General features: G+C 72.2%; 24 protein-coding genes. 9 read left to right on the plus strand and 15 right to left on the minus strand.

Annotation, left to right across the window (positions count from 1 at the left end; translation table 11 throughout):
• Positions 1-268 precede the first annotated feature (268 nt).
• Positions 269-1,471 (minus strand): amidohydrolase family protein, encoded by a 1,203-nt coding sequence (locus tag BJP65_RS01885; protein WP_070408044.1) that lies wholly within the window; start codon positions 1,469-1,471, stop codon positions 269-271.
• 96 nt (positions 1,472-1,567) lie between these two features.
• On the opposite strand from BJP65_RS01885, the gene BJP65_RS16430 reads away from it, so the two are divergent.
• From BJP65_RS16430 to BJP65_RS01895, 3 genes are all read left to right on the plus strand, one after another.
• Positions 1,568-1,738, plus strand: coding sequence for a hypothetical protein (locus BJP65_RS16430; protein WP_156458872.1), 171 nt, complete (start codon positions 1,568-1,570; stop codon positions 1,736-1,738).
• A gap of 86 nt (positions 1,739-1,824) precedes the next feature.
• Entirely contained in the window at positions 1,825-2,673 is an 849-nt protein-coding gene (locus BJP65_RS01890) for a Sir2 family NAD-dependent protein deacetylase (protein WP_055837586.1), read from the plus strand.
• 282 nt (positions 2,674-2,955) lie between these two features.
• On the plus strand, positions 2,956-3,543 hold the full coding sequence (locus BJP65_RS01895; protein ID WP_070408045.1) for a histidine phosphatase family protein: 588 nt from the start codon (positions 2,956-2,958) through the stop codon (positions 3,541-3,543).
• Positions 3,544-3,582: 39 nt separating this feature from the next.
• Here BJP65_RS01895 and BJP65_RS01900 read toward each other — a convergent pair whose 3' ends face one another.
• Genes BJP65_RS01900 through BJP65_RS01920 form a run of 5 tightly spaced genes read right to left on the minus strand, consistent with a single transcriptional unit; the run spans position 3,583 to position 9,949 of the window.
• The gene (locus BJP65_RS01900; protein WP_070408046.1) at positions 3,583-4,395 is read right to left on the minus strand and encodes a CoA ester lyase; all 813 of its coding nucleotides are present in this window, start codon (positions 4,393-4,395) and stop codon (positions 3,583-3,585) included.
• A gap of 43 nt (positions 4,396-4,438) precedes the next feature.
• Complete coding sequence (locus BJP65_RS01905; protein ID WP_070408047.1) at positions 4,439-4,906, minus strand: MaoC family dehydratase; 468 nt, start codon at positions 4,904-4,906, stop codon at positions 4,439-4,441.
• Positions 4,903-6,024 (minus strand): acyl-CoA dehydrogenase family protein, encoded by a 1,122-nt coding sequence (locus BJP65_RS01910; RefSeq protein ID WP_070409801.1) that lies wholly within the window; start codon positions 6,022-6,024, stop codon positions 4,903-4,905. The genes BJP65_RS01905 and BJP65_RS01910 overlap by 4 nt, the downstream gene beginning before the upstream one ends.
• A gap of 50 nt (positions 6,025-6,074) precedes the next feature.
• Positions 6,075-8,336: a biotin carboxylase N-terminal domain-containing protein gene (locus BJP65_RS01915; protein ID WP_258027512.1), complete on the minus strand. Its 2,262-nt coding sequence runs from the start codon at positions 8,334-8,336 to the stop codon at positions 6,075-6,077.
• 5 nt (positions 8,337-8,341) lie between these two features.
• Positions 8,342-9,949: a carboxyl transferase domain-containing protein gene (locus BJP65_RS01920; protein WP_083285655.1), complete on the minus strand. Its 1,608-nt coding sequence runs from the start codon at positions 9,947-9,949 to the stop codon at positions 8,342-8,344.
• Positions 9,950-10,074: 125 nt separating this feature from the next.
• On the opposite strand from BJP65_RS01920, the gene BJP65_RS16185 reads away from it, so the two are divergent.
• Positions 10,075-10,902, plus strand: coding sequence for a TetR/AcrR family transcriptional regulator (locus tag BJP65_RS16185; protein WP_083285915.1), 828 nt, complete (start codon positions 10,075-10,077; stop codon positions 10,900-10,902).
• Positions 10,903-11,389: 487 nt separating this feature from the next.
• Here the strand turns inward: BJP65_RS16185 and BJP65_RS01930 are convergent, their stop codons facing one another.
• Genes BJP65_RS01930 through pdhA form a run of 3 tightly spaced genes read right to left on the minus strand, consistent with a single transcriptional unit; the run spans position 11,390 to position 14,960 of the window.
• Positions 11,390-12,793, minus strand: coding sequence for a dihydrolipoamide acetyltransferase family protein (locus BJP65_RS01930; RefSeq protein ID WP_070408049.1), 1,404 nt, complete (start codon positions 12,791-12,793; stop codon positions 11,390-11,392).
• On the minus strand, positions 12,790-13,836 hold the full coding sequence (locus tag BJP65_RS01935; protein WP_070408050.1) for an alpha-ketoacid dehydrogenase subunit beta: 1,047 nt from the start codon (positions 13,834-13,836) through the stop codon (positions 12,790-12,792). The genes BJP65_RS01930 and BJP65_RS01935 overlap by 4 nt, the downstream gene beginning before the upstream one ends.
• Positions 13,833-14,960: a pyruvate dehydrogenase (acetyl-transferring) E1 component subunit alpha gene (gene pdhA, locus BJP65_RS01940; RefSeq protein WP_070409803.1), complete on the minus strand. Its 1,128-nt coding sequence runs from the start codon at positions 14,958-14,960 to the stop codon at positions 13,833-13,835. Before pdhA ends, BJP65_RS01935 begins: the two co-directional genes overlap by 4 nt.
• A 175-nt stretch (positions 14,961-15,135) precedes the next feature.
• Between pdhA and BJP65_RS01945 the strand changes: the two genes are divergently transcribed.
• Positions 15,136-15,609 (plus strand): Lrp/AsnC family transcriptional regulator, encoded by a 474-nt coding sequence (locus BJP65_RS01945; RefSeq protein ID WP_055837611.1) that lies wholly within the window; start codon positions 15,136-15,138, stop codon positions 15,607-15,609.
• Between the two features lie 58 nt (positions 15,610-15,667).
• On the opposite strand, the gene BJP65_RS01950 is transcribed toward BJP65_RS01945, so the two are convergent.
• Positions 15,668-16,660 (minus strand): DMT family transporter, encoded by a 993-nt coding sequence (locus BJP65_RS01950; RefSeq protein ID WP_070408051.1) that lies wholly within the window; start codon positions 16,658-16,660, stop codon positions 15,668-15,670.
• A 72-nt stretch (positions 16,661-16,732) separates the two neighbouring features.
• Here BJP65_RS01950 and BJP65_RS01955 point away from each other — a divergent pair, with 72 nt between their 5' ends.
• The gene (locus BJP65_RS01955; protein WP_070408052.1) at positions 16,733-17,293 is read left to right on the plus strand and encodes a CGNR zinc finger domain-containing protein; all 561 of its coding nucleotides are present in this window, start codon (positions 16,733-16,735) and stop codon (positions 17,291-17,293) included.
• A gap of 116 nt (positions 17,294-17,409) precedes the next feature.
• On the opposite strand, the gene BJP65_RS01960 is transcribed toward BJP65_RS01955, so the two are convergent.
• Positions 17,410-18,282, minus strand: coding sequence for an alpha/beta fold hydrolase (locus tag BJP65_RS01960; RefSeq protein ID WP_070408053.1), 873 nt, complete (start codon positions 18,280-18,282; stop codon positions 17,410-17,412).
• A 141-nt stretch (positions 18,283-18,423) separates the two neighbouring features.
• Between BJP65_RS01960 and BJP65_RS01965 the strand changes: the two genes are divergently transcribed.
• The 3 genes from BJP65_RS01965 to BJP65_RS01975 all read left to right on the plus strand — a co-directional run bounded on the left by BJP65_RS01965 (position 18,424) and on the right by BJP65_RS01975 (position 22,320).
• A complete protein-coding gene (locus BJP65_RS01965; RefSeq protein WP_055940114.1) occupies positions 18,424-19,158 on the plus strand; it encodes an exonuclease domain-containing protein in 735 nt (244 codons plus the stop codon).
• A 521-nt stretch (positions 19,159-19,679) separates the two neighbouring features.
• Positions 19,680-21,230, plus strand: coding sequence for an HNH endonuclease signature motif containing protein (locus tag BJP65_RS01970; RefSeq protein ID WP_083285656.1), 1,551 nt, complete (start codon positions 19,680-19,682; stop codon positions 21,228-21,230).
• 283 nt (positions 21,231-21,513) lie between these two features.
• A complete protein-coding gene (locus tag BJP65_RS01975; protein WP_083285657.1) occupies positions 21,514-22,320 on the plus strand; it encodes a carbon-nitrogen hydrolase family protein in 807 nt (268 codons plus the stop codon).
• Positions 22,321-22,539: 219 nt separating this feature from the next.
• On the opposite strand, the gene BJP65_RS16435 is transcribed toward BJP65_RS01975, so the two are convergent.
• The 4 genes from BJP65_RS16435 to glgA all read right to left on the minus strand — a co-directional run bounded on the left by BJP65_RS16435 (position 22,540) and on the right by glgA (position 25,570).
• A complete protein-coding gene (locus BJP65_RS16435) occupies positions 22,540-22,893 on the minus strand; it encodes a hypothetical protein (RefSeq protein ID WP_156784786.1) in 354 nt (117 codons plus the stop codon).
• 218 nt (positions 22,894-23,111) lie between these two features.
• On the minus strand, positions 23,112-23,363 hold the full coding sequence (locus BJP65_RS01980; protein ID WP_055837630.1) for a type B 50S ribosomal protein L31: 252 nt from the start codon (positions 23,361-23,363) through the stop codon (positions 23,112-23,114).
• A 111-nt stretch (positions 23,364-23,474) separates the two neighbouring features.
• On the minus strand, positions 23,475-24,257 hold the full coding sequence (locus tag BJP65_RS01985; protein WP_055940109.1) for an ABC transporter ATP-binding protein: 783 nt from the start codon (positions 24,255-24,257) through the stop codon (positions 23,475-23,477).
• Positions 24,258-24,379: 122 nt separating this feature from the next.
• The gene (gene glgA, locus BJP65_RS01990) at positions 24,380-25,570 is read right to left on the minus strand and encodes a glycogen synthase (RefSeq protein WP_055837635.1); all 1,191 of its coding nucleotides are present in this window, start codon (positions 25,568-25,570) and stop codon (positions 24,380-24,382) included.
• Between the last annotated feature and the right edge of the window lie 65 nt (positions 25,571-25,635).

Genomic DNA, 25,635 nt, shown 5'->3' on the forward strand with positions numbered 1-25,635 from the left:
GCCGGCGCCCCGTGAGGGCCGGAGCACGTCGAGTGTCCAACACACGCCGCGTCCCTGCCCGCTGGCACGGCGCGTCTTGGACACTCAACGGCTTCAGCGTGAGCGTGAGGGCCGGGACCGAGCCGGTCACGAGCCGGGGCCGGGCCGGGACCGAGCCGGTCACGAGCCGGGGCCGGGCCGGGCGCGAGCCGGGACGAGGCGCGAGGCGCGAGCCGGGGCCGGGCGGCGGGCGGCGCGAACCGGGACCAGCACCAGGCGCCGCGCGCTGTCACGCCACGTGCAGCACCCGCCCGCCGCCGACGACGAGCATCCGCTCGGGCAGGCGCACCAGCGCATCGAGGGGGTTCTCGGCATCGAGCAGCACGATGTCGGCGCGGGCACCCTCGATGAGATCGTGGGTCTCCCGGCCGACCGACCAGGCCGCGTCGGTCGTGGCGAGCTGCACGACGCGCAGCAGATCGTCGTCGCGCACGAGGCCCGACGCGCGGGCGTACTGCCAGGCGATCCCGAGGGTGTCGCCGGTGCCGTAGGGGCTCCACAGATCACGGATGCCGTCGGTGCCGAACGCGAAGCGCACCCCGGCCTCGTCGAGCTCGGCGAGCGGCAGCTGCGGCAGGCGGAGCGGGGCGACCGTGGTCATGGTGACACCGACCTCGGCCATCGCGGCGAGCAGGTCGCGGCGGCGCGCGGGCTCGATCTGCGCGACGGCGAACCCGTGGGCGATGTTCACCCGCCCCTGCAGCCCGAGCCGGGCGGCACGGTCGACGAGCAGTTCGATCTGGAAGGCGCCGAGGTCGGCGGGGTCGTGCAGGTGGATGTCGATGCCGACGCCGGTGTCGGCGGCGAGCGCGGTGATCGCGTCGATCTGCCCGACGGGGTCGCGGTCGATGGTCGCCGGGTCGAGTCCGCCGATCCCCTCCACGCCGGGTCGGGCGGCGGCCTCGCGCAGCAGGTCGAGGACCCCGGGGCGGCGCAGGACCCCGTCTTGGGGGAAGGCGACGATCCGCACGTCGAGCGCGCCTTCGTACGCCGCGGCCGCTTCTTCCACGGCCTCGATTCCGCGCAGGCCGACTCCGCCGTCGACGTCGACGTGGGTGCGGATCGCGGTGGTGCCGTGGCGCACGAATTCGCGCAGCACGTGGGCGGAGCGCTCGAGCGACGGGATGCCGAGGCGGTCGCGCTCGGAGCGTTCGTGGCGGATGCGCCCCTCGGTGGACGCCTCGCCGCCGTAGGACTGCCAGGGAAGCCCCCACCACGACTTGTCGACGTGCGCGTGCGCGTTCACGATGCCGGGGAGGGCGAGGAGACCGCGTCCGTCGAACTCCCGCACGCCGATGGGGGCCGTGCCCGCCGGAGTGATGCCGGTGATCTTCCCGTCGGCCATCGCGATGTCGACGAGGTCACCGCCCCAGGGCCGGACGCGCCGGAGCGAGGTGATGTCGAGCATGGCCGGAGGGGGAAGGGGGGTCATGGTCCCAGTATCCCCAGCGCCTCGGCCCCGTCGGCGGCGCCGCGCGCGGCGACCGCTCGCGCGCCCCGCTGGCCGGGGCTGTGCGACGATCACCGTATGGATCTGCAGAGCTTTCTCGCCGACGTGTGGTCGTACGGTGTCCTCGGCCTCATCGGCCTGATCGTTCTCGCCGTCGTGCTCGCCGTCATCTTCGGGCCGGCCCTGCTGCAAGCGCGCATCGCGCGCACGGAGCCGAAGAAGCCCTACCCCTGGCAGCGGCGCAAGTAGGGGCCTCCCGCGCCGGCCGCCTGCGCCGCCGCCCGCGCGCGTCCGATGTCGGTGCCCGTCCTAGACTCGGTATGACGGAGGTGCGCATGACCGACACGACGGAGGATGCCGAGTTCCTGGCATCCATCGATCGAGCCGTCGAGGTGCTCGCGGGCCGCCGCATCGCGGTGTTGACCGGTGCCGGCGTGTCGACGGACTCGGGGATTCCCGACTACCGCGGCAAGGGGGCTCCGACGCGGACGCCCATGACGGCGCAACAGTTCCTCTCGAACGCCGAGGCGCGACGCCGGTACTGGGTGGGCAGTCACCTGGGCTGGAAGGTCTTCGCCGCGGCCGAACCCAATGACGGGCACCGCGCGCTCGCCGACCTCGAACGTGCGGGAGTGGCGAACGGCGTCGTGACGCAGAACGTCGACGGGCTGCACGTGCGCGCGGGCAGTGGACGCGTCGTCGAACTGCACGGCACGATGCGCCGGGTCGGCTGCCTGCACTGCGGTCAGGTGTTCGACCGTCGCGACCTCGCCGAGCGCGTCGAAGCCGACAACCCGTGGATCAGCCTGCCCGAGAACGTCGAGCTCGGCCCCGACGGCGACGTCACCCCCGCTTCGGCCGACGGGTTCGTGGTGCCGGTGTGCTCGGTGTGCGGTGGCACGCTCAAGCCCGACGTGGTGTTCTTCGGCGAGTACATCCCGGTCGAGAGGTTCCGCGAGGCGGAGCAGCTCGTGCACACCAGCGGGGCCCTGGTGATCGCCGGCTCGTCGCTGGTGGTCAACTCCGGCATCCGTCTGGTCGAGCGGGCGCGACGCAAGCGCCTGCCGGTCGTGATCGTCAACCGCGGCGAGACCCGTGCCGACCAGCGCGCCGCGGTGAAGATCGACGGGAGCACCACCCACGTGCTGCGCGCACTCGCCGAGCGGCTGCCCGCGCTTCTCTAACACCTGTCGAGGCAACGACCCACGCACCGCGGTCGAGATCACCCGCGGCGGGCGCCGTGAGGAGCGATGCGCGGTCCGTCGCGCGGTGAAGTGTGGCGGGCGGAGGATCTGGGACGAGCGGAGGACCGCAATCCGCCCCGGCATCCTCCCCTCCCCCCACGTCCTCCGCTCCGCACCACCCCGCGCGACCCACCCGCGCCACCCGCGCGAGCCGCGCGAGCTGCGCAACCTGCCGCCCGGAGGGCCGGACCGGCGGATGCCGCGCTCGGTTAGGCTCGAACGGTGACGATCCTGACCCTCGTGCGACACGGTGAGACCGACTGGAACTCCGGGGGCCGCATCCAGGGCTCGACCGACATCGCCCTGAACGACACCGGTCGCGCCCAGGCGCGCGAGCTCGCCGAGCGTCTCGCCGCCGAGTACGCCGGGCGCGACGCGGTGGTGGTCTCGAGCGACCTGTCCCGCGCGGCCGAGACCGCCGACGTCATCGCCGCAGCACTCGGCACCACCGTGGCGCTGCGACTCCCCGGCCTGCAGGAGCGGTCGTACGGAGAGGCCGAGGGGATGGACGCCCCGTCGTTCGCCCGGGCCTATGGCGCGTGGCACGCGGCCGACGTCCCCGGCGCCGAGACCTGGCCGGTGGTGCGCGAGCGCGCGCTCGCCGCGCTCGCCGAGGCCCTGGCCGTCGCTCCCGAGGGCGCGGACGTCATCGCCGTCGCGCACGGCGCGCTCATCCGCGAAGTCATCCTCTACGCCACCGACGGCGCGTTCCCCCGCGAGGGCGAGCGACTGCCGAACTGCTCGGCGACGACGTTCCGACTCGACGGCGACTCGTGGGAGATGCTGGCGTACGCCGGCGTCGCGAGCTGAGACGCCCGGGCCGGGGTCGCTGAGACCGGACTCCCCGCCTCAGCGCCTCGCGCGCTGCACGAGCGATCGCGCGTGCCGCAGGATCGGCTCGTCGATCATGCGCCCCTCGAACCGGAACACCCCGCGCTCGCCCTCGGCGGCCGCGAGCACGGCGCGCGCCCACTCCACCTGCTCCGGGCGGGGGGCGTAGGCCTCGCGGATCGCCGCGACCTGCCCCGGATGGATGCACGCGGTGGCCGCGAACCCGGATGCCGCGGCATCCCGCGCCTCGACCGAGAGACCCTCGAGGTCGGCGATGTCGACGTGCACGGCGTCGATCGCCCGCTTGCCGAACGCTCCCGCGGCGAGAAGCACCCGGGCGCGCGCGAGACGGGCGACGTCGCGATACCGGCCGCCGTCCCCGCGGCTGGAGGTACCGCCGAGGCTCGCGACGAGGTCTTCCGCGCCCCACATCAACGCCACCACCTGCGCGCATGCGGCGAGCTGTTCCGCCGCGACGACGCCGCGCGCCGTCTCGCAGAGGGCGATGACCTCGTACGACACCAGAGGATCGAGGGATGCCGGGTCCTCGGCCTTGGCGACCATCACCGTGCGCACGCGGGTCTGCGCCAGCGCGGCGAGGTCGAGCACGAAGTCGGCGGTCACGGGAGCGTTCACCCGCACCACGACCCGGTCAGGATCGGGATCGGCGGCGATCAGTGCTTCGCGGGCGGCGGCCTTGGCATCCGGGGCCACGGCGTCTTCGAGGTCGAGGATCGCGGCATCCGCCCGTTCGAGGGCTTTTGCGAGCCGCTCGGGCCGGTCTCCGGGAACGAAGAGCAGCGCCGGGCCGAGCTCGAACGATCCGTTCACGCGAGACGCCCCTGCGGGGGCACGCCGAGCAGCGCCGAGCCGCTCACGCCCGCCCCTCCTGCGCCCACACCAGCACGGTCCGCGTCGCCGTGACGACCACCTCGTCGTTCTGCGATCGACCGGTGTGCGCCATCACCACGATCCCCTGACCGGGGCGTGAGCTCGAGGCGCGCACCGACACGACCTCGGTCTCGGCGCCGAGGGTGTCGCCGACGAACAGCGGGGCGGGAAAGCTCACGTCGGTCAGCCCCAGTTGGGCGACGAGAGTGCCCTGCGTCAACTGCGCGACCGACAGCCCCACGAGTGTCGACAGCGTCCACATCGAGTTCACGAGCGGCCGACCGAAGGGCTGGGTCGCCGCGTAGGCGGCATCCAGATGCAGGGCCTGCGTGTTCATCGTGAGGGTGGTGAACAGCACGTTGTCGGCGTCGGTGACCGTGCGACCGGGGCGGTGCGCGTACCTCTCGCCGACGACGAACTCCTCCAGATACAGGCCGCGCTGCTCGATCATGCCGCCACGGTACCGGTGAGTCCCAGCGCGCGCGAGATCACCATGAGCTGCACCTCGGTCGTGCCCTCGCCGATCTCGAGGATCTTCGAGTCGCGGTAGTGCCGCGCGACGGCGTACTCGTTGATGAACCCGTTGCCGCCGAACACCTGCGTCGCATCGCGCGCGTTCGCCATCGCTGCATCGCTCGCGGTGATCTTGGCGACCGCGGCGTCGACCGAGAACGGCTTTCCGGCGTCGCACAGCCGCGCTGCGTGCACCCAGGCCAGCCGGGCGGTGTGCACGCGGGCGTGCATGCGCGCGAGCAGGAACTGCATGCTCTGACGCGTCGACAGCGTCTCACCGAACACGGTGCGGGTGCGGGCGTAGTCGACCGCCGCTTCGAGGCAGCCCTCGGCGGCTCCGGTCGCGAGGGCGGCGATCGCCACGCGGCCCTCGTCGAGCGTGCGGAGGAAGTTCTTGAACCCCTGTCCGCGCTCGCCCAGCAGGTTGGCCGCGGGCACGCGCACGCCGTCGAAGTGCAGCGGGTGGGTGTCGGAGGCGTTCCAGCCGACCTTGTCGTAGGCCGGGCCCACGGTGAAGCCGGGGGTGCCGTTCGGCACGATGATCGTCGAGATCTCGGGGCGATCGCCCGTGCGACCGGTCACCGCGGTGACGGTCACGAACCGGGTGATGTCGGTGCCCGAGTTGGTGATGAACTGCTTCGACCCGTCGATCACCCACTCGTCGCCCTCGAGCCGGGCGGTGGTGCGGGTGGCGCCGGCGTCGCTCCCCGCTTCGGCTTCGGTCAACCCGAAGCCGGCGAGCGCGCGACCGGCGACGAGGTCGGGGAGGTACTCGGCCTTCTGCGCCTCGGTGCCGTAGCGGTAGATCGGCATGGCGCCGAGCCCCACTCCCGCTTCGAGGGTGATCGCCATGGACTGGTCGACGCGCGCGATCGCCTCGATCGCGACGCACAGGCTCGCGTAGTCGCCGCCCTGCCCGCCGACCTCCTCGGGGAACGGCAGTCCGAACAGGCCGAGCTCGCCCATTTGCGCGACCAGGTCGAGGGGCAGTTCGTGCGCACGGTCGGCCCCGTACGAGCGGGGCGCGATCACCTCGTCGGCGAACTCGCGCACCATGGCGCTGAGGTCGCGCTCGTCGTCGGTGAAGGCCTGCTGGCTGTCGATGCTCACGGGAGGGTCTCCTTGTGGGAAGCGGGGATGGACGAAGCGGGGAGAGAGGATGCCACGGTGGCGGCGGGATCGCGGGGTTCCGCCAGTGCGGACGCGGCGTCGGCGTCGGCGTCGGCGTCGGCGTCGGCGTCGGCGTGCGCATCCTCCGCGATTCGCGCATCCTCCGCCGCACTCGCCGCATCGGCGACAGCGGTTGTGCGCATCGCCGAGGTTGTGCGCGAGGATTCGCGCCCCGCGGGGGCGTCGATGGGCTCAGCGACCTGATCAACTCCGGTCGGTGAGCCGGTCGACGCCTCTCCCGCGGGGGCAGCCGGCGTCACGGTCGCGACCACCGCATCGCGGGCGACCTGGGCGCCCGCGGACGTGCGCAGCCGCACGGTGCCGGCGTGGGGAGCGGTCACTGTGTGCTCCATCTTCATCGCCTCGATGGTGACGAGCCGGTCGCCCGCCGCGACCGCGTCGCCGTCGGCGGTGTGTACGGCGACGACGGTGCCCGGAAGCGGGGCGACGAGGTCGGGGTCGATCGTTCCCGGCGGCCGACCCGCGGCCGCCCGGCGCCGTTCGGCGGCCGCCTGCCGCGAGACGACACGCAGCCGGTGCGCCCCGCCGTCGGCGTGCACCCAGTACTCGGTGGGCCCACCGGTCACGACGGCGGCCTGAACCGGGCCGGGAGCCACATCGTGCGCGCGCTCCAGGTCGTCGCCGAGGTGGATGACCCCGGGGGCGACGTCGTGCACGCGACCGGCGTCGTCCTCGAGGTGGATGATCCGCGGGGCGGCCGCTCCCCCGGCGCGCCACGGTCCGACGCGGCGCCACACGGAGCCGAGGGTCGGGGTGCCGGCATCCGGGCCCTGTTCATTCGCGACGCGGTCGGCGACCGCGGCGAGCGCGGCGGCCGAGGGGTGGGGAGCCTCGGGCGTTCCGCGCCGATCCAGCAGACCGGTATCGAGCTCACCGGCCCGCACCGCGGGATCGGCCAGCAGCCCTCGCAGATCGGCGATGTTCGTGTCGACGCCGAGCACGACGGTGTCGGCGAGGGCGGCGTCGAGGCGGGCGAGCGCGGTGGCGCGGTCGGGGCCGTGCGCGATGACCTTCGCGATCATGGGGTCGTAGAGCGCGCTGATGACCGATCCGGTCTCGACGGCACTGTCGACGCGCGCGTCTCCGGCGTGCCAGTGGGTGACGGTGCCGGTGGCGGGAAGGTATCCGCGAGAAGGCGTCTCGGCATAGATGCGGGCTTCGATCGCGTGCCCGTCGAGGCGCACCTCGGGCAGATCGAGCGCGAACCCCGCCGCGACCCGCAGCTGCTGCTCGACGAGGTCGATGCCGGTGACGAGCTCGGTGACGGGGTGCTCGACCTGCAGACGCGTGTTCATCTCGATGAAGAACGGCTCGTCGAGCCGGTCACCCGAGACGAGGAACTCCACGGTGCCGGCGCCGAGGTATCCGACGCTGCGGGCAGCGGCCACGGCTGCCTCGCCCAGACGCCGGCGGGTCTCGGTGTCGACGACCGGCGAGGGTGCCTCCTCGATGACCTTCTGGTGCCGGCGCTGCAGGGTGCACTCGCGCTCGCCGAGCGACAGCGTCGTGCCGTGCCGGTCGGCGAGCACCTGCACTTCGATGTGCCGGGGGCGTTCGAGGAGGCGTTCGAGGAGCAGGGTGTCGTCGCCGAAGGCCGATGCCGCCACCCGGCGGGCCGTGGCGAGGGCGTCGACGAGGTCGTCGGGGCGGGTGGCCACCGTCATCCCCTTGCCTCCCCCGCCGGCGGAGGGCTTCACCAGCAGGGGGTACCCGGCACGGTCGGCCTCGACGGCGATCTCGGCGTCGGTGAGCCCGGTCGCCGAGAACCCCGGCACGGTCGGCACCCCGTGGGCGGCGACGTGCTCCTTCGCGCGGATCTTGTCGCCCATGACCTCGAGCGCCTCGACGGCCGGGCCGACGAAGACGACCCCGGCCGCGGCGCACGCGCGAGCGAAACCGGCGTTCTCGCTGAGGAAGCCGTAGCCCGGGTGCACGGCCTCGGCGCCACCGGCGACGGCCGCGCCGACCACCGCGTCGACGTCGAGATACGAGGGCACGCGCACGGCGTGGTCCGCCTCGCGGGCGTGGGGGGCGTCGGCGTCCGCGTCGGTGTACACGGCGACGGAGCGGATGCCGAGACGCCGGAGCGTGCGGAACACCCGGCGTGCGATCTCTCCCCGGTTGGCGACGAGCACCGAGGAGAACGGGCGCGGGTCGGCGACGGGGATCGTGGGCACGGGGATCACATCCGGAAGAGGCCGAAGCCCCGGTCGGCCAGCGGCACCCGGCTGACGACGTCGAGCGCGAGCCCGAGCATCGTGCGGGTGTCGGCGGGGTCGATCACGCCGTCGTCCCAGAGGCGGGCGGTGGCGTAATACGGGCTGCCCTGTTCGTCGTAGCGCTCGCGGATCGGCTTCTGGAACGCCTGGTCGTCGGCATCCGTCCACTCCTCGCCGCGGGCGGCGCGCTGATCGCGCGTGACGGTCGAGAGCACGGATGCCGCTTGCGCGCCGCCCATGACCGAGATGCGGCTCGCGGGCCAGGTCCAGAGGAACCGCGGATCGTACGCGCGCCCGCACATCGCGTAGTTGCCCGCGCCGTACGAGCCGCCCACGAGCACGGTGAGCTTGGGCACCCGCGTAGTGGCGACGGCGGTGACCATCTTGGCGCCGTCTTTGGCGATGCCGCCGGCCTCGGCGTCGCGGCCCACCATGAACCCGGTGATGTTCTGCAGGAACAGCAGGGGGATGCCGCGCTGGTCGGCGAGCTCGATGAAGTGCGCGGCTTTCAGCGCGGATTCACTGAACAGCACCCCGTCGTTCGCGATGATGCCGACCGGGTGGCCGTGCAGGCGCGCGAAGGCGGTGATGACGGTCTCGCCGTAGAGCGCCTTGAACTCGTGCAGGGAGTCCGCGTCGACGAGGGTGTCGATGATCGCGCGCATGTCGACGGGGTGCGACACGTCGACGGGGACGAGGTCGTACAGGTCTTCCGCCGGGCGTCGGGGTGCGACCGCGGGCAGCACCTCCCACACCGGCGCGGGAGTCGGCGGCAGGGTGGCGATGATGTCGCGCACGATCTCGAGCGCGTGCGCGTCGTCGTCGGCGAGGTGGTCGACCACTCCGGAGCGGCGCGCGTGCAGCTCTCCCCCGCCGAGCTGCTCGGCGGTGACGTCTTCACCGATGGCGGCCTTCACCAGGGGCGGTCCGCCGAGGAACACCGTGCCCTGGTTGCGCACGATCACGCTCTCGTCGCTCATCGCGGGCACGTACGCGCCTCCCGCGGTGCACGAGCCCAGCACAGCGGCGATCTGCGGGATGCCGAGGGCCGAGAGCTGCGCCTGATTGCGGAAGATGCGACCGAAGTGTTCACGATCGGGGAAGACCTCGTCCTGCATCGGCAGGAACGCCCCGCCCGAGTCCACGAGGGCGATGCAGGGCAGACGGTTGTCGCGCGCGATCTCCTGGGCGCGCAGGTGCTTCTTGACCGTGAGGGGGAAGTAGGCGCCGCCCTTCACGGTGGCGTCGTTGGCCAGCACCATCACGTGGCGCCCGTGCACGAGACCGATCCCCGCCACCATGCCCGCCCCGGGGGCGCCGCCGTCGTAGAGCCCGTGGGCGGCCAGAGGCGCGACCTCGAGGAAGGGGCTGCCCTCGTCGAGCAGGCGGTCGATGCGGTCCCGGGCGAGGAGCTTGCCCCGCGCGGTGTGGCGTTCGCGGGCGGCATCCGATCCCCCGCGCGCGGCCCGGGCGAGGGTGTCGCGGAGCTCGGCGGCCAGGGAGCGCTGCGTGGGCGCGGCGTCGCTCGTCGCCTCGGGCGAGTGTGAATCGATAACCGGTGCTGTGCTCATGGCGGCTCCGTCTCGATGCCGCATCGTCGACGGCATCGTCGTTCCCGGCGGGGGGTCGTTCCCCGGGGAAGGGTTTCAGTTAATGTTGGCTAACTGAGATTTCAGGCTAGCCCGATGGGATGCCGATGACAAGAGCGAACGGGAAGCCGCCGGCCGACGCCGGCGAGGCGCGCGACGAGCCCTCCGCCCGCGCCGACGAAGCGCGCGACGAGCCCTCGGCCGACGTCGGCGAAGCGCGCCCGGGCACCGCGCGCGACCGCGCCAAGGCCGATCGCCGAGCGGCGCTGCTCGCGGCCGCCGCCCGTCTCTTCGCCGAGCGCGGCTTCGACGGCGTGACCCTCGAAGACATCGGCGCCGCCGTCGGGGTCAGCGGCCCCGCGGTGTACCGCCACGTCTCCGGCAAGCAGGCGCTGCTCGGTGCGATCCTCGTGGACGTCAGCGAGCGGCTCCTCCACGGCGGGCGTGCCGTCACCGCGGCGGTGTCGGACCCCGCGACCCCGAGCACAACGGCGGAGACCCCTCACGACACATCGGGCGACGGCTCCCTCGACCGGCGTGTCGCCGAGGATCCCCGCAGCCGTGCACGCTCGGCATCCGGGGACTCCCCGTCCGAGCGGAATCCGGGCGCACCGCTGCTCCGCGCCCTCGTCGACTTCCACGTCGCGTTCGCGCTCGCCGAGGCCGACGTGATCCGCGTGCAGGACCGCGACCTCGACCGCCTCTCACCCGCCGACCGCCGTACGGTCCGCGACCTGCAGAACGCGTACGTCTCGGTGTGGACCGCGGCTCTCGCCGACGCGGACCCGGATGCCGAGACCCCCGCCGAACGTCGCGTCCGCGCCCTGGCCTGCTTCGGTCTGATCAACTCGACCCCGCACAGCGTGCGCGGGGTGGCGGCCGCTCGCGTGCGCCCCACGCTGACGCGCATGGCCCTCGCGGCGTTGACGGCCTGACGCCCGCTCGCGGCGTTGACGGCCTGACGCGCCCTCGCGGCGTTGGCGACCTGGCGCGCCCTCGCGCGGTGCCGCGCGTCGCCCCGCGCCTCGTCACCCGCCCGCCGCCTCCACCCTGTTGAGTGTCCAAGACACGCCGCACGCCGGAGCCCTCACACGGCATGTCCTGGACACTCAACGCGTGTCACGACGCCGCCCGGCGTCGAACCCGCCTCATTCGCCCCGCCCCCTGTCGAGTGTCCAAGACACGCCGCACGCCGGAGCCCACTCGCGGCATGTCCTGGACACTCAACCTGTGTCACGACGCCACTCGGCGTCGAACCCTGCGCCGCCTGCCCGGGTCACTCGACCCGCCTCACGACGCCGCACGGCCGCGAATCCGAACCACACCCGCGCACGAGTGTCCAGGACACGCCGCAGGCCGGAGCCCCTCCCCGGCGTGTCCTGGACACTCGACGCGCCCGCCACCCCAGCGCTCAGCTCGGGCTCACCGCAGCAGCATCGCCCTCCCGGGTTCGCGCAGCACGCCGGCGACGTCGGTGAGGAACCGGGCCGCCTCGGCGCCGTCGACGAGACGGTGGTCGAACGACAGGCTGAGCGTCAGCACGTCGCGCAGCGCGATCTCGCCGTGGTGCTCCCACGGCGTGCGGCGAACGGCCCCGACGGCGAGGATGCCGGCCTCCCCCGGGTTGAGGATCGGGGTGCCGGCATCCACGCCGAACACGCCCACGTTGGTGATCGAGAACGTGCCTCCCGTCATCGCCGCCGGCGAGGTGCGCCCGGCCCGCGCGGTGGCGGCGAGTTCCGCGATCGCGTCGGCGAGGTCGACGAGGTCGAGGCCGTCGGCATCCGGGATCACCGGCACCACCAGCCCGCGCTCGGTCGCCGCGGCGATGCCGAGGCCGACGTAGTGGTGCTCGACGATCTCACCCGCCGCCTCGTCCCATCGCGCGTTCAGCGCCGGCGTACGCCCGAGGGCGAGGCACACGGCCTTCGCGACGATCGCGAGCACTCCGATGCGGTGACCGTCGAGGGCGCGATCGTGCTTCAGGGATGCCAGCAACTCGGTCGTCGCGGTGACGTCGACCGTGAGGAAGGTCGTCGCGTGCGGTGCGGTGAAGGCGCTGCGCACCATCGCCGCGGCGGTGTGCTTGCGCACTCCGCGGATCGGCGTGCGGGTCTCGCGCGCGCCGGGAGACGAGGCCGGGGGGACCGTCGACGTGGGAGTGGAGGCGAGGGAGGAGTCCGCGCGCGCGGCGTACTCCTCGACGTGCGTGCGCGTGACCGCTTCACCGGGGTGGGCGGCGGCGACGAGCACGAGATCGACGCCCAGGTCTTTCGCGAGCTTGCGCACGGGCGGTGTCGAGCGCGGACGCTCCATCGGCAGATCGATGGGGCCCGTGCGCAGCACGTCGTGCGGGGCGGCTTCGCGCACCGCGGTGTCGACGGCGGCGTCGGCGTCGAGGGTCGCGGTGACGCCGCGCGCTCGCCGCCGGGGGCGACCGCCCGACGACGGAGCCGCGCCGTAGCCCACCAGGTTCGGGGTCGCGCGGGCGGCGATGTCGTCGGCGGGAGCCTCGACGGGCGCCTCGACGACGGTCTCGACGGCCCGTCCCGCAGCGGCCGCGGGGGCGTCGGGCTCATCGTCGGCCCCCGTCACGGCGAAGGACACCAGCGGCGCCCCCACGGCCACGACGTCGCCGGCGGCGGCGTGCAGTCCCTGCACGGTGCCCGCGTACGGCGAGGGGATCTCGACGATGGCCTTCGCCGTCTCGACCTCGGCGATGGTCTGGTTGAGGGTGACGTCGTCGCCCTCCGCCACGTGCCACTGCACGATCTCGGCCTCGGGCAGTCCCTCACCGAGGTCGGGCAGCAGGAACTCGGCGATCATCGGACACCCCCGTCGATGCGGACTCCGGCGGGGGTCGCGGCAGCTGTGACCGCACCCGCTCCGCGATCGAGCACCCGGTCCACCGCGTGCAGGATGCGATCCAGGTCGGGCACGTGGTGCTTCTCGAGCTTCGACGGCGGGTAGGGGATGTCGTGGCCCGTGACCCGCATCGGCGGCGCCTCGAGGTACTCGAAGCACTGCTCGGTGATGCTCGCCACCAGCTCCGCGCCGAGACCTGCCTCGCGGGCGGCTTCGTGGGTGACGACGACCCGGCCGGTCTTGCGCACCGACGCCGCGATCGTGTTCAGATCGAGGGGCGACAGGGAACGCAGGTCGACGACCTCGAGCGAGATCCCCTCGTCTTCCGCGGCGAGCGCGGCATCGAGTGCCGTCCGCACCTGCGCGCCGTAGGTGACGATCGTCGCGTCGGTGCCCTCGCGGGCGATGCGGGCGAGGTGCATGGGCGGGGCGTCCGAGAGGTCGGCGTCCAGGTCGACCTCGCCCTTGGAGTGGTAGAGGCGCTTGGGTTCGAAGAAGATGACCGGATCATCGGATGCCACGGCCTGCTGCAGCATCACGTAGGCGTCCTGCGGGTTGCTGGCGGCCACGACGCGAAGCCCCGCGGTGTGCACGAAGTACGCCTCGGGAGACTCGGAGTGGTGCTCGGCGGCGCCCACGCCGCCTGCCCACGGGATGCGGATGACGAGCGGCATCCGGATCCGCCCGTTGCTGCGGTAGTGCAGCTTGGCGACCTGGCAGACGATCTGGTCGAACGCGGGGTAGACGAAACCGTCGAACTGGATCTCGACGACGGGCCGGTAGCCGCGTAGGGCGAGTCCGACGGCGGTACCGACGATGCCCGCTTCGGCCAGCGGGGTGTCGACGACGCGCTGCGCGCCGAAACGCTTCTGCAGGCCGTCGGTCACGCGGAAGACCCCGCCGAGCTTGCCGATGTCCTCGCCCATGAGCAGCACCTTGTCATCGCTCTCGAGAGCTTCGGACAGGCCGGCGTTGATGGCGGCACCGAGGGTGAGGGCGGTCATCGCGACACCTCGAATCCGGCGAGGTACTGCGCGTAGTCGGCCTTCTGTTGCGCGAGCCCCGCGTGCGGCTCGGCGTAGACGTGGTCGAAGATCGTCTCGGGTGCCCGGGTGGTGGCTCCGATGCACGCGGCGCGCACCTCGGCGGCGAGGGCGTCGGCGGCACGGGCGACCTCGGCGAGGCCGCCGTCGTCGAGCATCCCCTCGGCGCGCAGGTACGCCTCGAGCCGGGCGATAGGGTCGCGCTCCGCCCAAGCCTCGACCTCGCCCGGTTCCCGGTACCGGGTGGGGTCGTCGCTGGTGGTGTGCGGGCCCATGCGGTAGGTCACGGCTTCGATGAACGAGGGTCCCTCCCCGCGGCGCGCGCGGTCGAGCGCCCACCGCATCGCCGCGACGCAGGCGAGCGCGTCGTTGCCGTCGATCCGCAGGCTCGGGATGCCGAACCCCGGCGCCCGGCCCGCGAGGGGGAACTCGGACTGCACGGTGACGGGCTCGGAGATCGCCCATTGGTTGTTCGAGCAGACGAACACCACGGGGGCGCGGAACGACGAGGCGAACACCATGGCCTCGTTCACGTCGCCCTGGCTCGTGGCCCCGTCGCCGTAATACGCGACGGCGACGTCGGTGGAGCCGTCGCGCTGCGCACCCATCGCCCACCCGGTCGCGTGCAGCGACTGGGCTCCGATGATGATCTGGGGCGGGGCGGCGTTGATGGTCGTGTGGTCGTAGGCCGAGTGCTCCTCGCCGCGCCAGGCGAGCACGTAGTCGGCGGGCTGGGCGCCGCGGCCGAGGAGCACACCGTGCTCGCGGTAGCTCGGGAAGACGAAGTCGCCCGGGGCGAGAGCGTGCGCGGTTCCGACCTGCGTGGCCTCCTGTCCGCGACACGGGGCCCAGAGCGCCAGCTGCCCCTGGCGTTGCAGGGCGACGCCCTCGGCATCGAGGCGGCGGGTGAGGACCATGTCGCGGTGGAGGGCCCGCAGCTCGTGCGGAGACAGGTCGCTCACCCAGGGATCGAGCGTCGGCTCGGCGACGCGGGTCCCATCCGATTCCAGGAGCCGCAGGGCGTCCTCATCGTCGTGGTGGCGCGCTCTTCCGATCGAAGAATCCTGCGTCTGGGTGTACGTCATCGTCATCCCTCCAGGTGCGGCCAGGCCCCTCGTGGGAGCGTCGGCGGTCCGGGTGCCGGCAGCGTCGCCGACGAGGCCGACCGTACGCGCGGAATGCACCCCGCTCAAGACCTCGCCGTCATATTGAGCACACTGCCCATTGCGAACGGTCGCGCCGCTGCTAATGTTTCGCAGCATGAGCAAGCTCGACGCGGTCGACCTCGACCTCCTCCGCGCCCTCGCCGCCGATCCGCGGGCCACCGTCGTGGCACTCGCCGAGAAGCTCGGCCTCTCGCGCAACACCGTGCAGGCGCGCATGAGCCGCCTCGAACGCGGCGGGGTGTTCCTGTCGTACGAGCGCACGCTGTCGGCCGAGGCCCTGGGCTTCCCGATCGAGGCGTTCCTGCAGGTGACCGTGCGCCAGGCCGAGTTGCCGGCGATCCGCGCGGAGCTCGCGAAGGTGCCCGAGGTGCTGCAGGCTCACGGCCTCAGCGGCCAGGTCGACCTTCTCGTGCGCGTCGCCTGCCGCGACACGCAGCACCTCTTCGACACCGACGCGCGCATCCTCGCGATCGAGGGCGTCGAGCGCACCGAGACCTCGCTCGTGATGGGCGAGGTCATCGGCTACCGCGTGGGTCCGCTCATGCAGCTGGCGCGCGAGGACATCTAGGTCGGGGGCGGGCGGGTCAGGCTGCGCTCACGCACCGGCCCCACACCGCCGCACCGCCCTACGGCGACGGCACCACCGGGATGCTCGCCGTCTCGGCGCTCCGCTCGGCCGGACTCGCGGCATCCAATCGCACGAGCACGACCCCGACCAGGATCAACGCTCCGCCGACGAACTGGATCGGGGCGGGCGTCTCACCGAGCAGCAGCCACGCGAAGCCCAGGGCGAAGAGCACCTCGCTGAGCCCGACGAACGACGCCAGCCTCGACCCGATGAGCGGCACCGCGATCACCCCGAGCGCGTACCCCACGGTCGTGGCGACCGCGCCGACCCACAGCAGGGGCAGGATGCCGGGGAGCTCCAGCCCCGCCAGCGTCACCGTGATCGAGGGCGCGGCGAACGGCAGCACCCCGGTGCCGACGAGCACGCCCATGAGCAGCGTGCCGGTGAGCAGGCCGCCCGCGGCGAGGGCGAGCGGGGGGAGGTCGTCGCCCGCGCGTCCGGCGATGACGAAGTACGCCGCCGCGCAGACGGCCGCGCACAGCGCGAAGATCGTGCCGAGCAGGTCGAACCGGGCTCCGCTGATGTCGACGACGAGCACGAGGCCGGCCATCGCGACGACCGAGCCGATCAGTACCGCTCTCGACGGCGCACGGCGCGTGCGTACCCAGACGGCGATGACGATCAGCACGGGGGCGATGTACTGGATGAGCAGCGCCACGGCGACGGGCATGCGCTGCATGGCGGCGAAGTAGAACAGCTGGCACCCGGCGACGGCGGTGAGACCGAACGAGACGATCAGCAAACCGTGACGGCGTAGGAACCCGCGCTGCCGTCGGATCGCGAGCAGGAGCGCCGGCGAGAGCAGCAGGGCGGCGACGCCCATGCGCACGAGCAGCACCGCGCCGAGCGACCACCCGCCGTCGAGCAGCGGTTTGACGAACGGGCCGCTGGAGGAGAAGGCGAGGGCCGAGGCGACCGCGATCGCGAGGCCGGTGACGGCGCTGGATCCGCGATGCGTGGGGCGCGGGAGGGTGACGGACGACGTGGTCATGCGATGCCTGCTGTCAGGAGTGAAGAAGGTTTACACTCGTGACAGTACGACCTCGATATGTCAGGAGTCAACATGATCTTCATTCGTGACACGGAGCTCGTGCTGCGCGCCGCCGTGGAACTCGTCAACACCCTGCCGCAGACCGACACCAGCGGTGCCGACACGCTCACCGACGTGTCCGACCTCGAGGCCTTCATCGAGCGGCACGGGTACACCGGATCCCGCACCCGCGACGCGGGCGAGCTCGCCGCCGTCCGCGGCATCCGGGGACGCCTGCTGCCCCTCTGGAGCGTCGACCGCGACGGAGCGGTGCCCCTCGTGAACGCGATGCTCGCCGACGGCCGTGCCCTTCCTCAGCTCGTTCGGCACGACGGGCTCGATTGGCACATCCACGCGAGCGACCCGGCCGATCCGCTGGCCACGCGCATCCTCGTCGAGACGGCGCTCGCGTTCGTCGATGTGATCCGCGCGGATGAGTACGGGCGCGTGCGGGTGTGCGACGCCGACGACTGCAACGGCGTGTACGTCGACTTCTCGAAGAACGGATCGAAGCGCTATTGCGACGCGGGCAACTGCGGCAACCGCATGAACGTCAACGCGTACCGCAAGCGCAAGGCCGACGCGCCGGTCTGACACACCGCGCGGCCCCGTCGACGAGATGCCCACCGACGCGCAGGGCCGACCCGCCGGCCTGACACCGCGCGCGGCCCCGTCGACAAAGTGCCCGCCGGACCGCGACACCTCTGCGCCTAGGCGAGGAACTCCCGAATCGCGGATGCCGCCGCCCGGGGCGTCTCGTAGTGGATGAGGTGCCCGACCTCGGGGATCTCGACCAGCTCGGCGTTCGGGAAGAGCGTCGCGAGGTGCCGCTCGGCCTCGATCGGCGTGATGTCGTCCTTCTCGGCGGCGATGAGCAGAGTCGGCTGGGCGATGCGCGGCGCGAAGGCGCGCACGTCGTGCGACACGCTCGTCACGAACGCCTCGTGCAGCACGTCGCGGTCGGCGAACCGCGAGAAGTACTCGTCGTGCTGCTCGTGCACGAAGCGGCGCAGCGCGGGGTCGCGCGTCTTCGCCATGGCGTTGCTCATCACGCGCACGATGATCCCGTTGCGCAGCAGCCCCTCGCCCACCGGGCGCGGCAGCTTCGCCCCGGCGAGGTAGTAGAAGACGGCGAGACGCGTGAGGATCCCCCGCGGCCCCTCGAGCGCGGGCGCCCCGATCGGGTTCACCAGGATCAGTTTCGGGGTGGAGAGCCCACCGGCGACCGCGGCCGACGCCACGATGGATCCGAACGAGTGGCCGAGCACGACGGCATCCGGAGCGACGGATTCGACGAACTGCCGCAGCCACTCGGCGTACGTGTCGAGGTCGTGCGCGTGCCCGACGAGAGGGGCGGTCTCACCGAAGCCGGGGAGATCGGGCGAGATGACCCGGATGCCGGGAAGATGCGCCACGACCGGATCGAGCCCGTGATGCTCGCCGCGGAACCCGTGCACCGCCACGATCGTCGTCGTCGCGGTGTCGTCGCCGTAGACCCAGTACGCCGTGGTTCCACCGAGCAGGGCGACCTCGCGCCGCACGACGGGGATCTCGGCGAGCTGCGCGGCATAGGGGTTCGGCATCCGTGAAGTCTACGAGCAGGGTCCGACATCGCCGTGCCGGGCGGAGCGGGCTCGGGCGCCGGACCCCGTGACCCCGGCCTCTTCGCTTTCGGGCCTGCGCGCCTCGGCGGCCATGTCGGAGCCCCGCTCTACCGTGGGCGCATGACCCTGTGGCAGGCCGAGCCGCTCCCGCTCTTCCAGACTCCCGAGTGGACGCGTGTCGTCGGCGTCTTCGACCTCGAGACCACCGGTGTCGACGTCGTGAACGACCGCATCGTCACCGCGCACGTCGGCGTGCTCGACGCCGACGGACAGGTGGTCGACGCCCGCGATTGGCTGGCCGATCCCGGCATCGAGATCCCCGCGGGTGCGGCCGCGATCCACGGCGTGACCACCGCGCACGCGCGCGCCGAGGGAGACCCCGCCCCGCGCGTGGTGGCCGAGGTCGTCGAAGCGCTCGGCGCGCTGTTCGCCGCCGGCATCCCCGTCGTCGCCTACAACGCCCCGTTCGATTTCTCGATGCTCAAGTACGAGGCCCTGCGCCACGGTGTCGAGCCCATCCACTCCCCCGCGCCCGTGATCGACCCGCTCGTCGTCGACAAGACGTACGACCGGTACCGGCGCGGCAAGCGCACGCTGTCGGTCGTCGCCGAGCACTACGCCGTTCCGCTCGAATCCGCCCACGAGGCCTGCGCCGACGCGGTCGCCGCGGGCCGTCTCGCCCTGGCCCTCGCCGAGAAGTTCGGCCCCTGGATGCCACCCACCCTCGACGAACTGCACACCCGCCAGATCGCCTGGGCCCGCGCGCAAGCGGCGAGCCTCAGCGAGTACTTCGTGAAGATCGGCCGGCTGGATGCCACGGCTGCGCCGCTCGACGGGGCGTGGCCGATCCGCTGAGGTGAGGTTCTCTTCGCGACGGGGCCCGGCCGATCCGTAGATCTGCAGCTGCGCTGAGCGACGGGGCACGGCCGGTCCGCTGATCTGCGCCTGCCCCGCTCGGTTGGGCCGGGCCGGTCCGCGGGGGTATGGCTTTCTTCACGACGCGGCACAGCCGATCCGCTGATCTGCGGCTGCTCCGCTCGGTGGGGCCGGGCCGATCCGTTGGTGTGCGGCTCTCTTCGCGACGGGGCATGGCCGATCCGTAGATCTGCAGCTGCGCCGAGCGGCGGGGCACGGCCGGTCCGCTGATCTGCGGCTGCTCCGCTCGATGGGCCTGGCTGATCCTGTGACCTCGAGCCTGGCTACTCCGGGGCCTTCCGGCATCCATCCCGCTCGCCGCGCCGCCTGAGCCGACTTCTGCCCGCTCCCCGGCATCGCCCTGGCTCCGCCGGACCACGCGAACGGTCCTCCCGCATCGATCCCCGCGCCGCGACATCCCTCCGCCAGCCAATGTCGGAGGTCCCCGATACCGTTCTCCCATGACCCGAACCGCACGTCCCGCTCACCGGCCGACGCCGGTGTTCCGGGCGTGCGACGGGGTGCCGTGGCCGACCGACGACGACCTCGACCTGGATGCCGAGTGGGCAGCGCTGCGCGAGTGCGGCGACGTCGAGTGGTGGACGGATGCCGCGCCAGAACCCACCGATGAAGACGCGCCCCTCGAGATCCACAGCCCGCACGATCGGGGTCACGGCGCGGCCGATGCGGCCTCCGACCTCGACGCGCGGCTGGGGCATCTCGAGACCGTCGTGAGCGAGCGCCAGCGGGCGACCGCCGAGGAGTACCGGCTGATTCTCACGGTCCTCGACGACGCGGCGTTCGACCCGGCGCCCTGGGTCGGGCCCGACCCCACGCTCGACCGCGCCTGGATCGACGCCCGCGGGCGGACGCCCCGGGCCGTGCGGCGCGACCGCGTCGACCTCGCGGAACGCGCCGCCGTCGCCGAGATCGCGGTGCGGCTGCACCTCTCGGAGCAGACCGTGCGAACGCGCGCCGCCCACGCACGCACGCTTGTCGGCGGTTGTCCGCAGCTCTGGGCGGCGTTCGGCGACGGTCGCATATCCGAGAAGCACGCCGTCGACGCGGCTCGCCTGGCGTCGACGCTCCCCGCGGGCGATACGGCGGCCTTCCACCGCTTCGACGATGAGGCGTGCGCCCGGGCGCTGATCCTCCCGCCCGCGAAGTTCTTCGTCGCGGCGAGGGCGGTGCGCGAGCGCGTCCACGCCGAGTCCCTCGAAACCCGGCATCGTCGCGCCGCAGACGACCGTGCCGTATGGATGACCCCCGAGCTCGACGGCATGGCCACGCTGCACGCGCTCCTGCCCGCCGATCGGGCGAGAGCCGTGATGTCCACGCTCGATCAGGCGGCCCGTCACCTCCGCTCGCGCGACGACGAAGACCGCACGCTGGCGCAGTTGCGAGCGGATGCGTTCGCCGACCTCGTCACGATGACGAGCGATGAGGCGCCCGTTCCGGCTGAGGGTGCGACGACGGCCACCGAGGCGCGCCCGGCCGGCGCGCCGACGTCAGGGACAGCACCGCGCACTTTCCGCGCGGCTCCCCCGGCGACCGTCGTCGTCACCATTCCCGCTCTCACCCTTCTCGGCGCCGACACCGAGCCCGCGACGTTGGAGGGCTACGGCCCCATCGACCTCGACACGGCCCGGCGGCTCGCCGGCACCGCCACGTCGTGGATCCGTCTCCTCACCCACCCCGTCACCGGGGCGCCGCTGGTTCTCGACCGCAAGACCTATCGCGTTCCCGCCGCGCTGCGGCGGTGGCTCGGCGTCACCTCGCCCACCTGCGTCTTCCCCGGCTGCGGCCGAGCGGCCCGAGACTGCGACATCGACCATCTCACCGCCTGGGCCGACGGCGGAACCACCGACGACGACAACCTCGACCCGAAGTGCCGACATCACCATCGCCTACGCCACGAGTCGCGATGGGACATCGCGCACACGACCGGCGGCCCCACGGCCTGGACGTCTCCCCTCGGCGGCACCTACGGCACCGATCCCCCACCGTTCTAGGAACGGCGGCCATCGCGTATCACCCCCGACCCCGCCGACCCCGCCCCCGAGGCTGCGAGTCGCGCACACCACCCCCGCCCTCCCGCGAAACCGTGAGTCACGCGCATCACCCCCGACCCGCCCGCGAGGCCGCCAGTCGCACACACCACCTCCGCCCCGCCCGCACGGCCGCCAGTCCCCCACACCACCCCAGCCCCGCCCGCAAGGCCGCCAGTCACGCACACCACCCCCGCCCCGCCTGTATAGCCGCGAGTCCCCCGCACCTCCCTGCCAGACTGTCCCCGTGACCTGCCGCATCGCCACCGTCCAGGCTGAGGCCGTTCCCGGCGCGCTCGAGCGCAACGTCGCTCGTGCCGCCCGCTTCGTCGCCGAGGGCTCTGCTCAAGGAGCCGACGTCGTCGTCTTCCCCGAGGCGTTCCTCACCGGATACGACGAGACCGTCTTCGCGGGCGCCCTGCCGCACCTCGACGACCTCGCCTGGCTACACCCGCTGCAGAGCGCCGTCAACGGGACCGGCGTCATCGCCGTCGTGAACACCGCGCTCCAGTCCGGCGAGCACCGCACTCTCACCGACCTGCTGATCGCCCCCGGTCGGGCCCCTCACCCCGCCTACGCCAAGCAGCACCTGCACGCACCCGAGAGGGCGATCTTCACCCCGGGAACACATGGATACTCCTTCGACGTCGGCGGCGTCGAGCTCGCCCTGTCGGTCTGCTACGACGCGAACTTCCCCGAGCACGCTGCCGCCGCGGCCGCCGCAGGGGCCACCGTCTACCTCAACAGCGGAGCGTACTTCCCCGGTGGCGAACGCCGTCGCGACCTGCACCTGGCCGCACGCGCGCTCGACAACGGCATCTACGTCGTCTACAGCGGTCTCGTCGGAGCCCCGAGCGACTTCATCGGCGGCTCGGCGATCTTCGACCCCCTCGGCCGCCGCATCGCCGACGTCACCGAACGCGAGGGGGTGGCCATCGCCGACATCGATCCCGCCCTCGTGGATGCCGTCCGCAGCGACCAGCGGATGTGGACCGACCGGCGCGCCGACCTGGGAGCGTACGAACGGTCTGGCTCGCTCGTGCCGCGCGGCTAGGGCATGTCTGACGAAGGTTCGGGGCGTCTGGACCCTGGCAGACGGCGTGGACCTGGCGTCACCGGATGGCAATGTTCCTGCCACTGATGCAGCAGCTTCGCGTGGCCCGCGCGCTCCGTCGCCGTCCTCAACGCAGTCATCGCCTGGACCAACCATCTGACCGGAGTCCAGTAGACCGAAGCGAACGCCGCAACAGCCCCGGCAGACCGGCGCTGGCGACTATGCAAACCACCGGATACAGTCCGCGAGTCGATACCGACGACCGTCACTACAGGCCAACTCGTTGCCTTCGATCAAGGCAATCACACAGTGCCGATGACGCGCGATCGCCTCAACGTACCGCCGCCACCCTTCGATGTCGCCCCGATAAGAGAGTCCGGCGAACACCAAGCCATCCGGAGTGCGAACGAGTACCCGCTCCTCGACGCAACCACCTTCGGCGGGCAGTGGCAGAGTCTCAGCGACATCGAGGAGGTCATGGAACCATCCCCGCGAAGACGCCGCTGCTTCGGCAACCTGCACGTAGCGAAACTCGCGCCACTCGAGGGCCACGAACCCGGGCAGCTCTTCCACCGCCACCTCTCCTACACCAGCCACACCTCAACGCTAGAGCACGGTCGGACAAGCCCGAGCTCGCACCGCGGGACTCCTCGCTCGCACCCAACGGATCCACGCTCGCACCACACGCCCCCTCGCTCCCACAGCACACCTCCCCGCCGCACCGCGCTGACGGAACGAAAAAAGCCCCCCGTCCCGAAGGACGAGGGGCTTTCGCGACGGATCCGTGGGGATCAACGACCGCCGAAGTTCTTGAAGCGCTGGTTGAACTTCTCGACGCGACCGGCCGAGTCCATGATGCGCTGCTTACCCGTGTAGAAGGGGTGCGAGGCCGACGAGATTTCCACGTCGATGACGGGGTACTCCACGCCGTCGAGCTCGATCGTCTTGTCGCTCGAGACCGTCGAACGGGTCAGGAAGGTGTCGCCCGAACCGAGGTCGCGGAAGACGACGGCCTTGTACGTGGGGTGGATGTCAGTCTGCATGGGAGGTCCTTTGAGAAGTGGTGCCCTGGATTCTGCCAGGACGTCAAAGTCGGCGGCGCCGTAGGCACCAACGGAAGAGTCTACCAGGCCCGCGCGCGAACGCCGTCGCGCTCAGACCGCGCGCGCCGCGTAGCGGCCGGCTTCGTGCGTCAGCGTGATGTTCAGCCCGAACGTCGACGAGAGGTTCTCGGCGGTGAGGGCCTCATCGAGGGGTCCGGATGCCACGACCTCGCCGTCGCGCAACAGCAGCACGTGCGTGAAGCCGACGGGGATCTCCTCGACGTGGTGCGTCACCATCACCATCGCGGGCGTCGTAGGGGCCTGCGCGTATCCGGACAGCAGCGCGAGCAGTTCCTCGCGCGCGCCGAGGTCGAGGCTGGCCGTGGGCTCGTCGAGCAGCAGCAGTTCGGGGTCGGTCATGACGGCTCGGGCGATCTGCACGCGCTTCTGCTCGCCGTCGCTGAGCGTGCCGAACGTGCGGTCGGCGAGGTGGTCGAGCTTCCACTCGGCGAGCACCCGCAGCGCGCGTCGCTCGTCGATGTCGTCGTAGTCCTCACGCCAGCGCCCCACGACTGAGAACGCGGCGGTGAGCACCACGTCGAGCACGCTCTCCTCGGGCGGAACGCGGCGGGCCATCGCCGACGAGGCGAAACCGATGCGCGGACGCAACTCGAACACGTCGGTGCGCCCGAGCTGCTCGCCGAGGATCGTGACGGAGCCCGAGGTGGGATGCAGGAGCGTGTCGGCGAGCTGCAGCACCGTGGTCTTGCCGGCGCCGTTCGGTCCGAGGACGACCCAGCGCTCGTCATCCGAGACCGTCCAGTCGAGGTGGGACACGATGTCCCGACCGTTGCGGCGGACGACGACATCGGAGAATTCGAGCACCTGCGGCATGGGGTTAGCCTACTGGCCCCGACCCGCCGGGCCGGGTGCGACGCGGCTCGCGCGGTGAGGCGCCGCGGCACCGCGAGGCCCGAGACCTCGGCGTACCGCGCGCACCCGCCGGCGCCGATCCGCTACTTCCCCGCCACCTCCGCGTACAGCGCCGCCGTGGTCTCGGCGATCGCCGCCCAGCTGAAGTCGTCGATGGCGCGCTGGCGACCGGCCTGTCCGTAGGCGCGGGCGGTCTCGGCATCCGTCACCACCTCGGTGAGCACGCGGGCCAGGTCGTCGACGAAGCGCTCGGGGTCGACGGGAGTGCCCGTGCCGTCCTGCACCTGCTCGATCGGCACGAGACGGCCGGTGACGCCGTCGACGACGACCTCGGGGATCCCCCCGGTCGCCGTGCCGACGACCGCGGCACCGCACGCCATGGCCTCGAGGTTGACGATGCCCAGCGGCTCGTAGACCGAGGGGCATACGAACGTCGTCGCCGAGGTGAGGATCGCGCACAGCTCGCCCCGCGGCAGCAGTCGGTCGATCCAGACGACCCCGTCGCGCGTGGCCTGCAGTCCACGCACGAGCTCCTGCACCTCGGCCATGATCTGCGGGGTGTCGGGCGCCCCCGCGCACAGCACCAGCTGCACCTCGGGGGGCAGCTGCTCCGCCGCGCGCAGCAGGTAGGGCAGCCCCTTCTGACGGGTGATGCGCCCGACGAACACGACCGAGGGCCGCGCGGGGTCGATACCGACCGACGACAGGAACGCGTCGTCCGACACCGGATGCCACGACTCGGTGTCGATGCCGTTGTAGATCACGCGCACCTTGGCGGGGTCGAGAGCGGGGTAGCTGCGAAGGATGTCGTCGCGCATGCCCGAGCTCACCGCGACGACCGCGGCGGCTCCCTCGTACGCGGTCTTCTCGATGTAGCTCGACACGGCGTAGCCGCCGCCGAGCTGCTCGGCCTTCCACGGGCGCAGCGGCTCGAGGCTGTGCGCGGTGACGATGTGCGGGATGCCGTGCAACAGCGACGCGAGGTGCCCGGCGAAGTTCGCGTACCAGGTGTGGGAGTGCACGACGTCAGCGCCGGCGATGTCGGAGACGATCTCGAGGTCGGTGCCGAGCGTCTGGATCGCGCCGTTCGCGGAGGAGAGCTCCGCCGGGACGCCGTACGACGTCGTGTCGTCCTCGTCGCGCGCCGCACCGAAGGCGCGGACCTGCACCTCGGTGCCCTCGGCACGCAGCGCGCGCACCAGTTCGGTGGCGTGGACACCCGCACCGCCGTAGATCTCCGGCGGGTATTCCTTGGTCACGATGTCGACGCGCATGACACGAACGGTAGTACACCCGTCAAGCGACGCGCCGCGTGTAGTCGCGGGAGTTTTCGACCCCT

The sequence above is a fragment of the Microbacterium sp. BH-3-3-3 genome (assembly GCF_001792815.1).
Classification (GTDB): Bacteria; Actinomycetota; Actinomycetes; order Actinomycetales; family Microbacteriaceae; genus Microbacterium.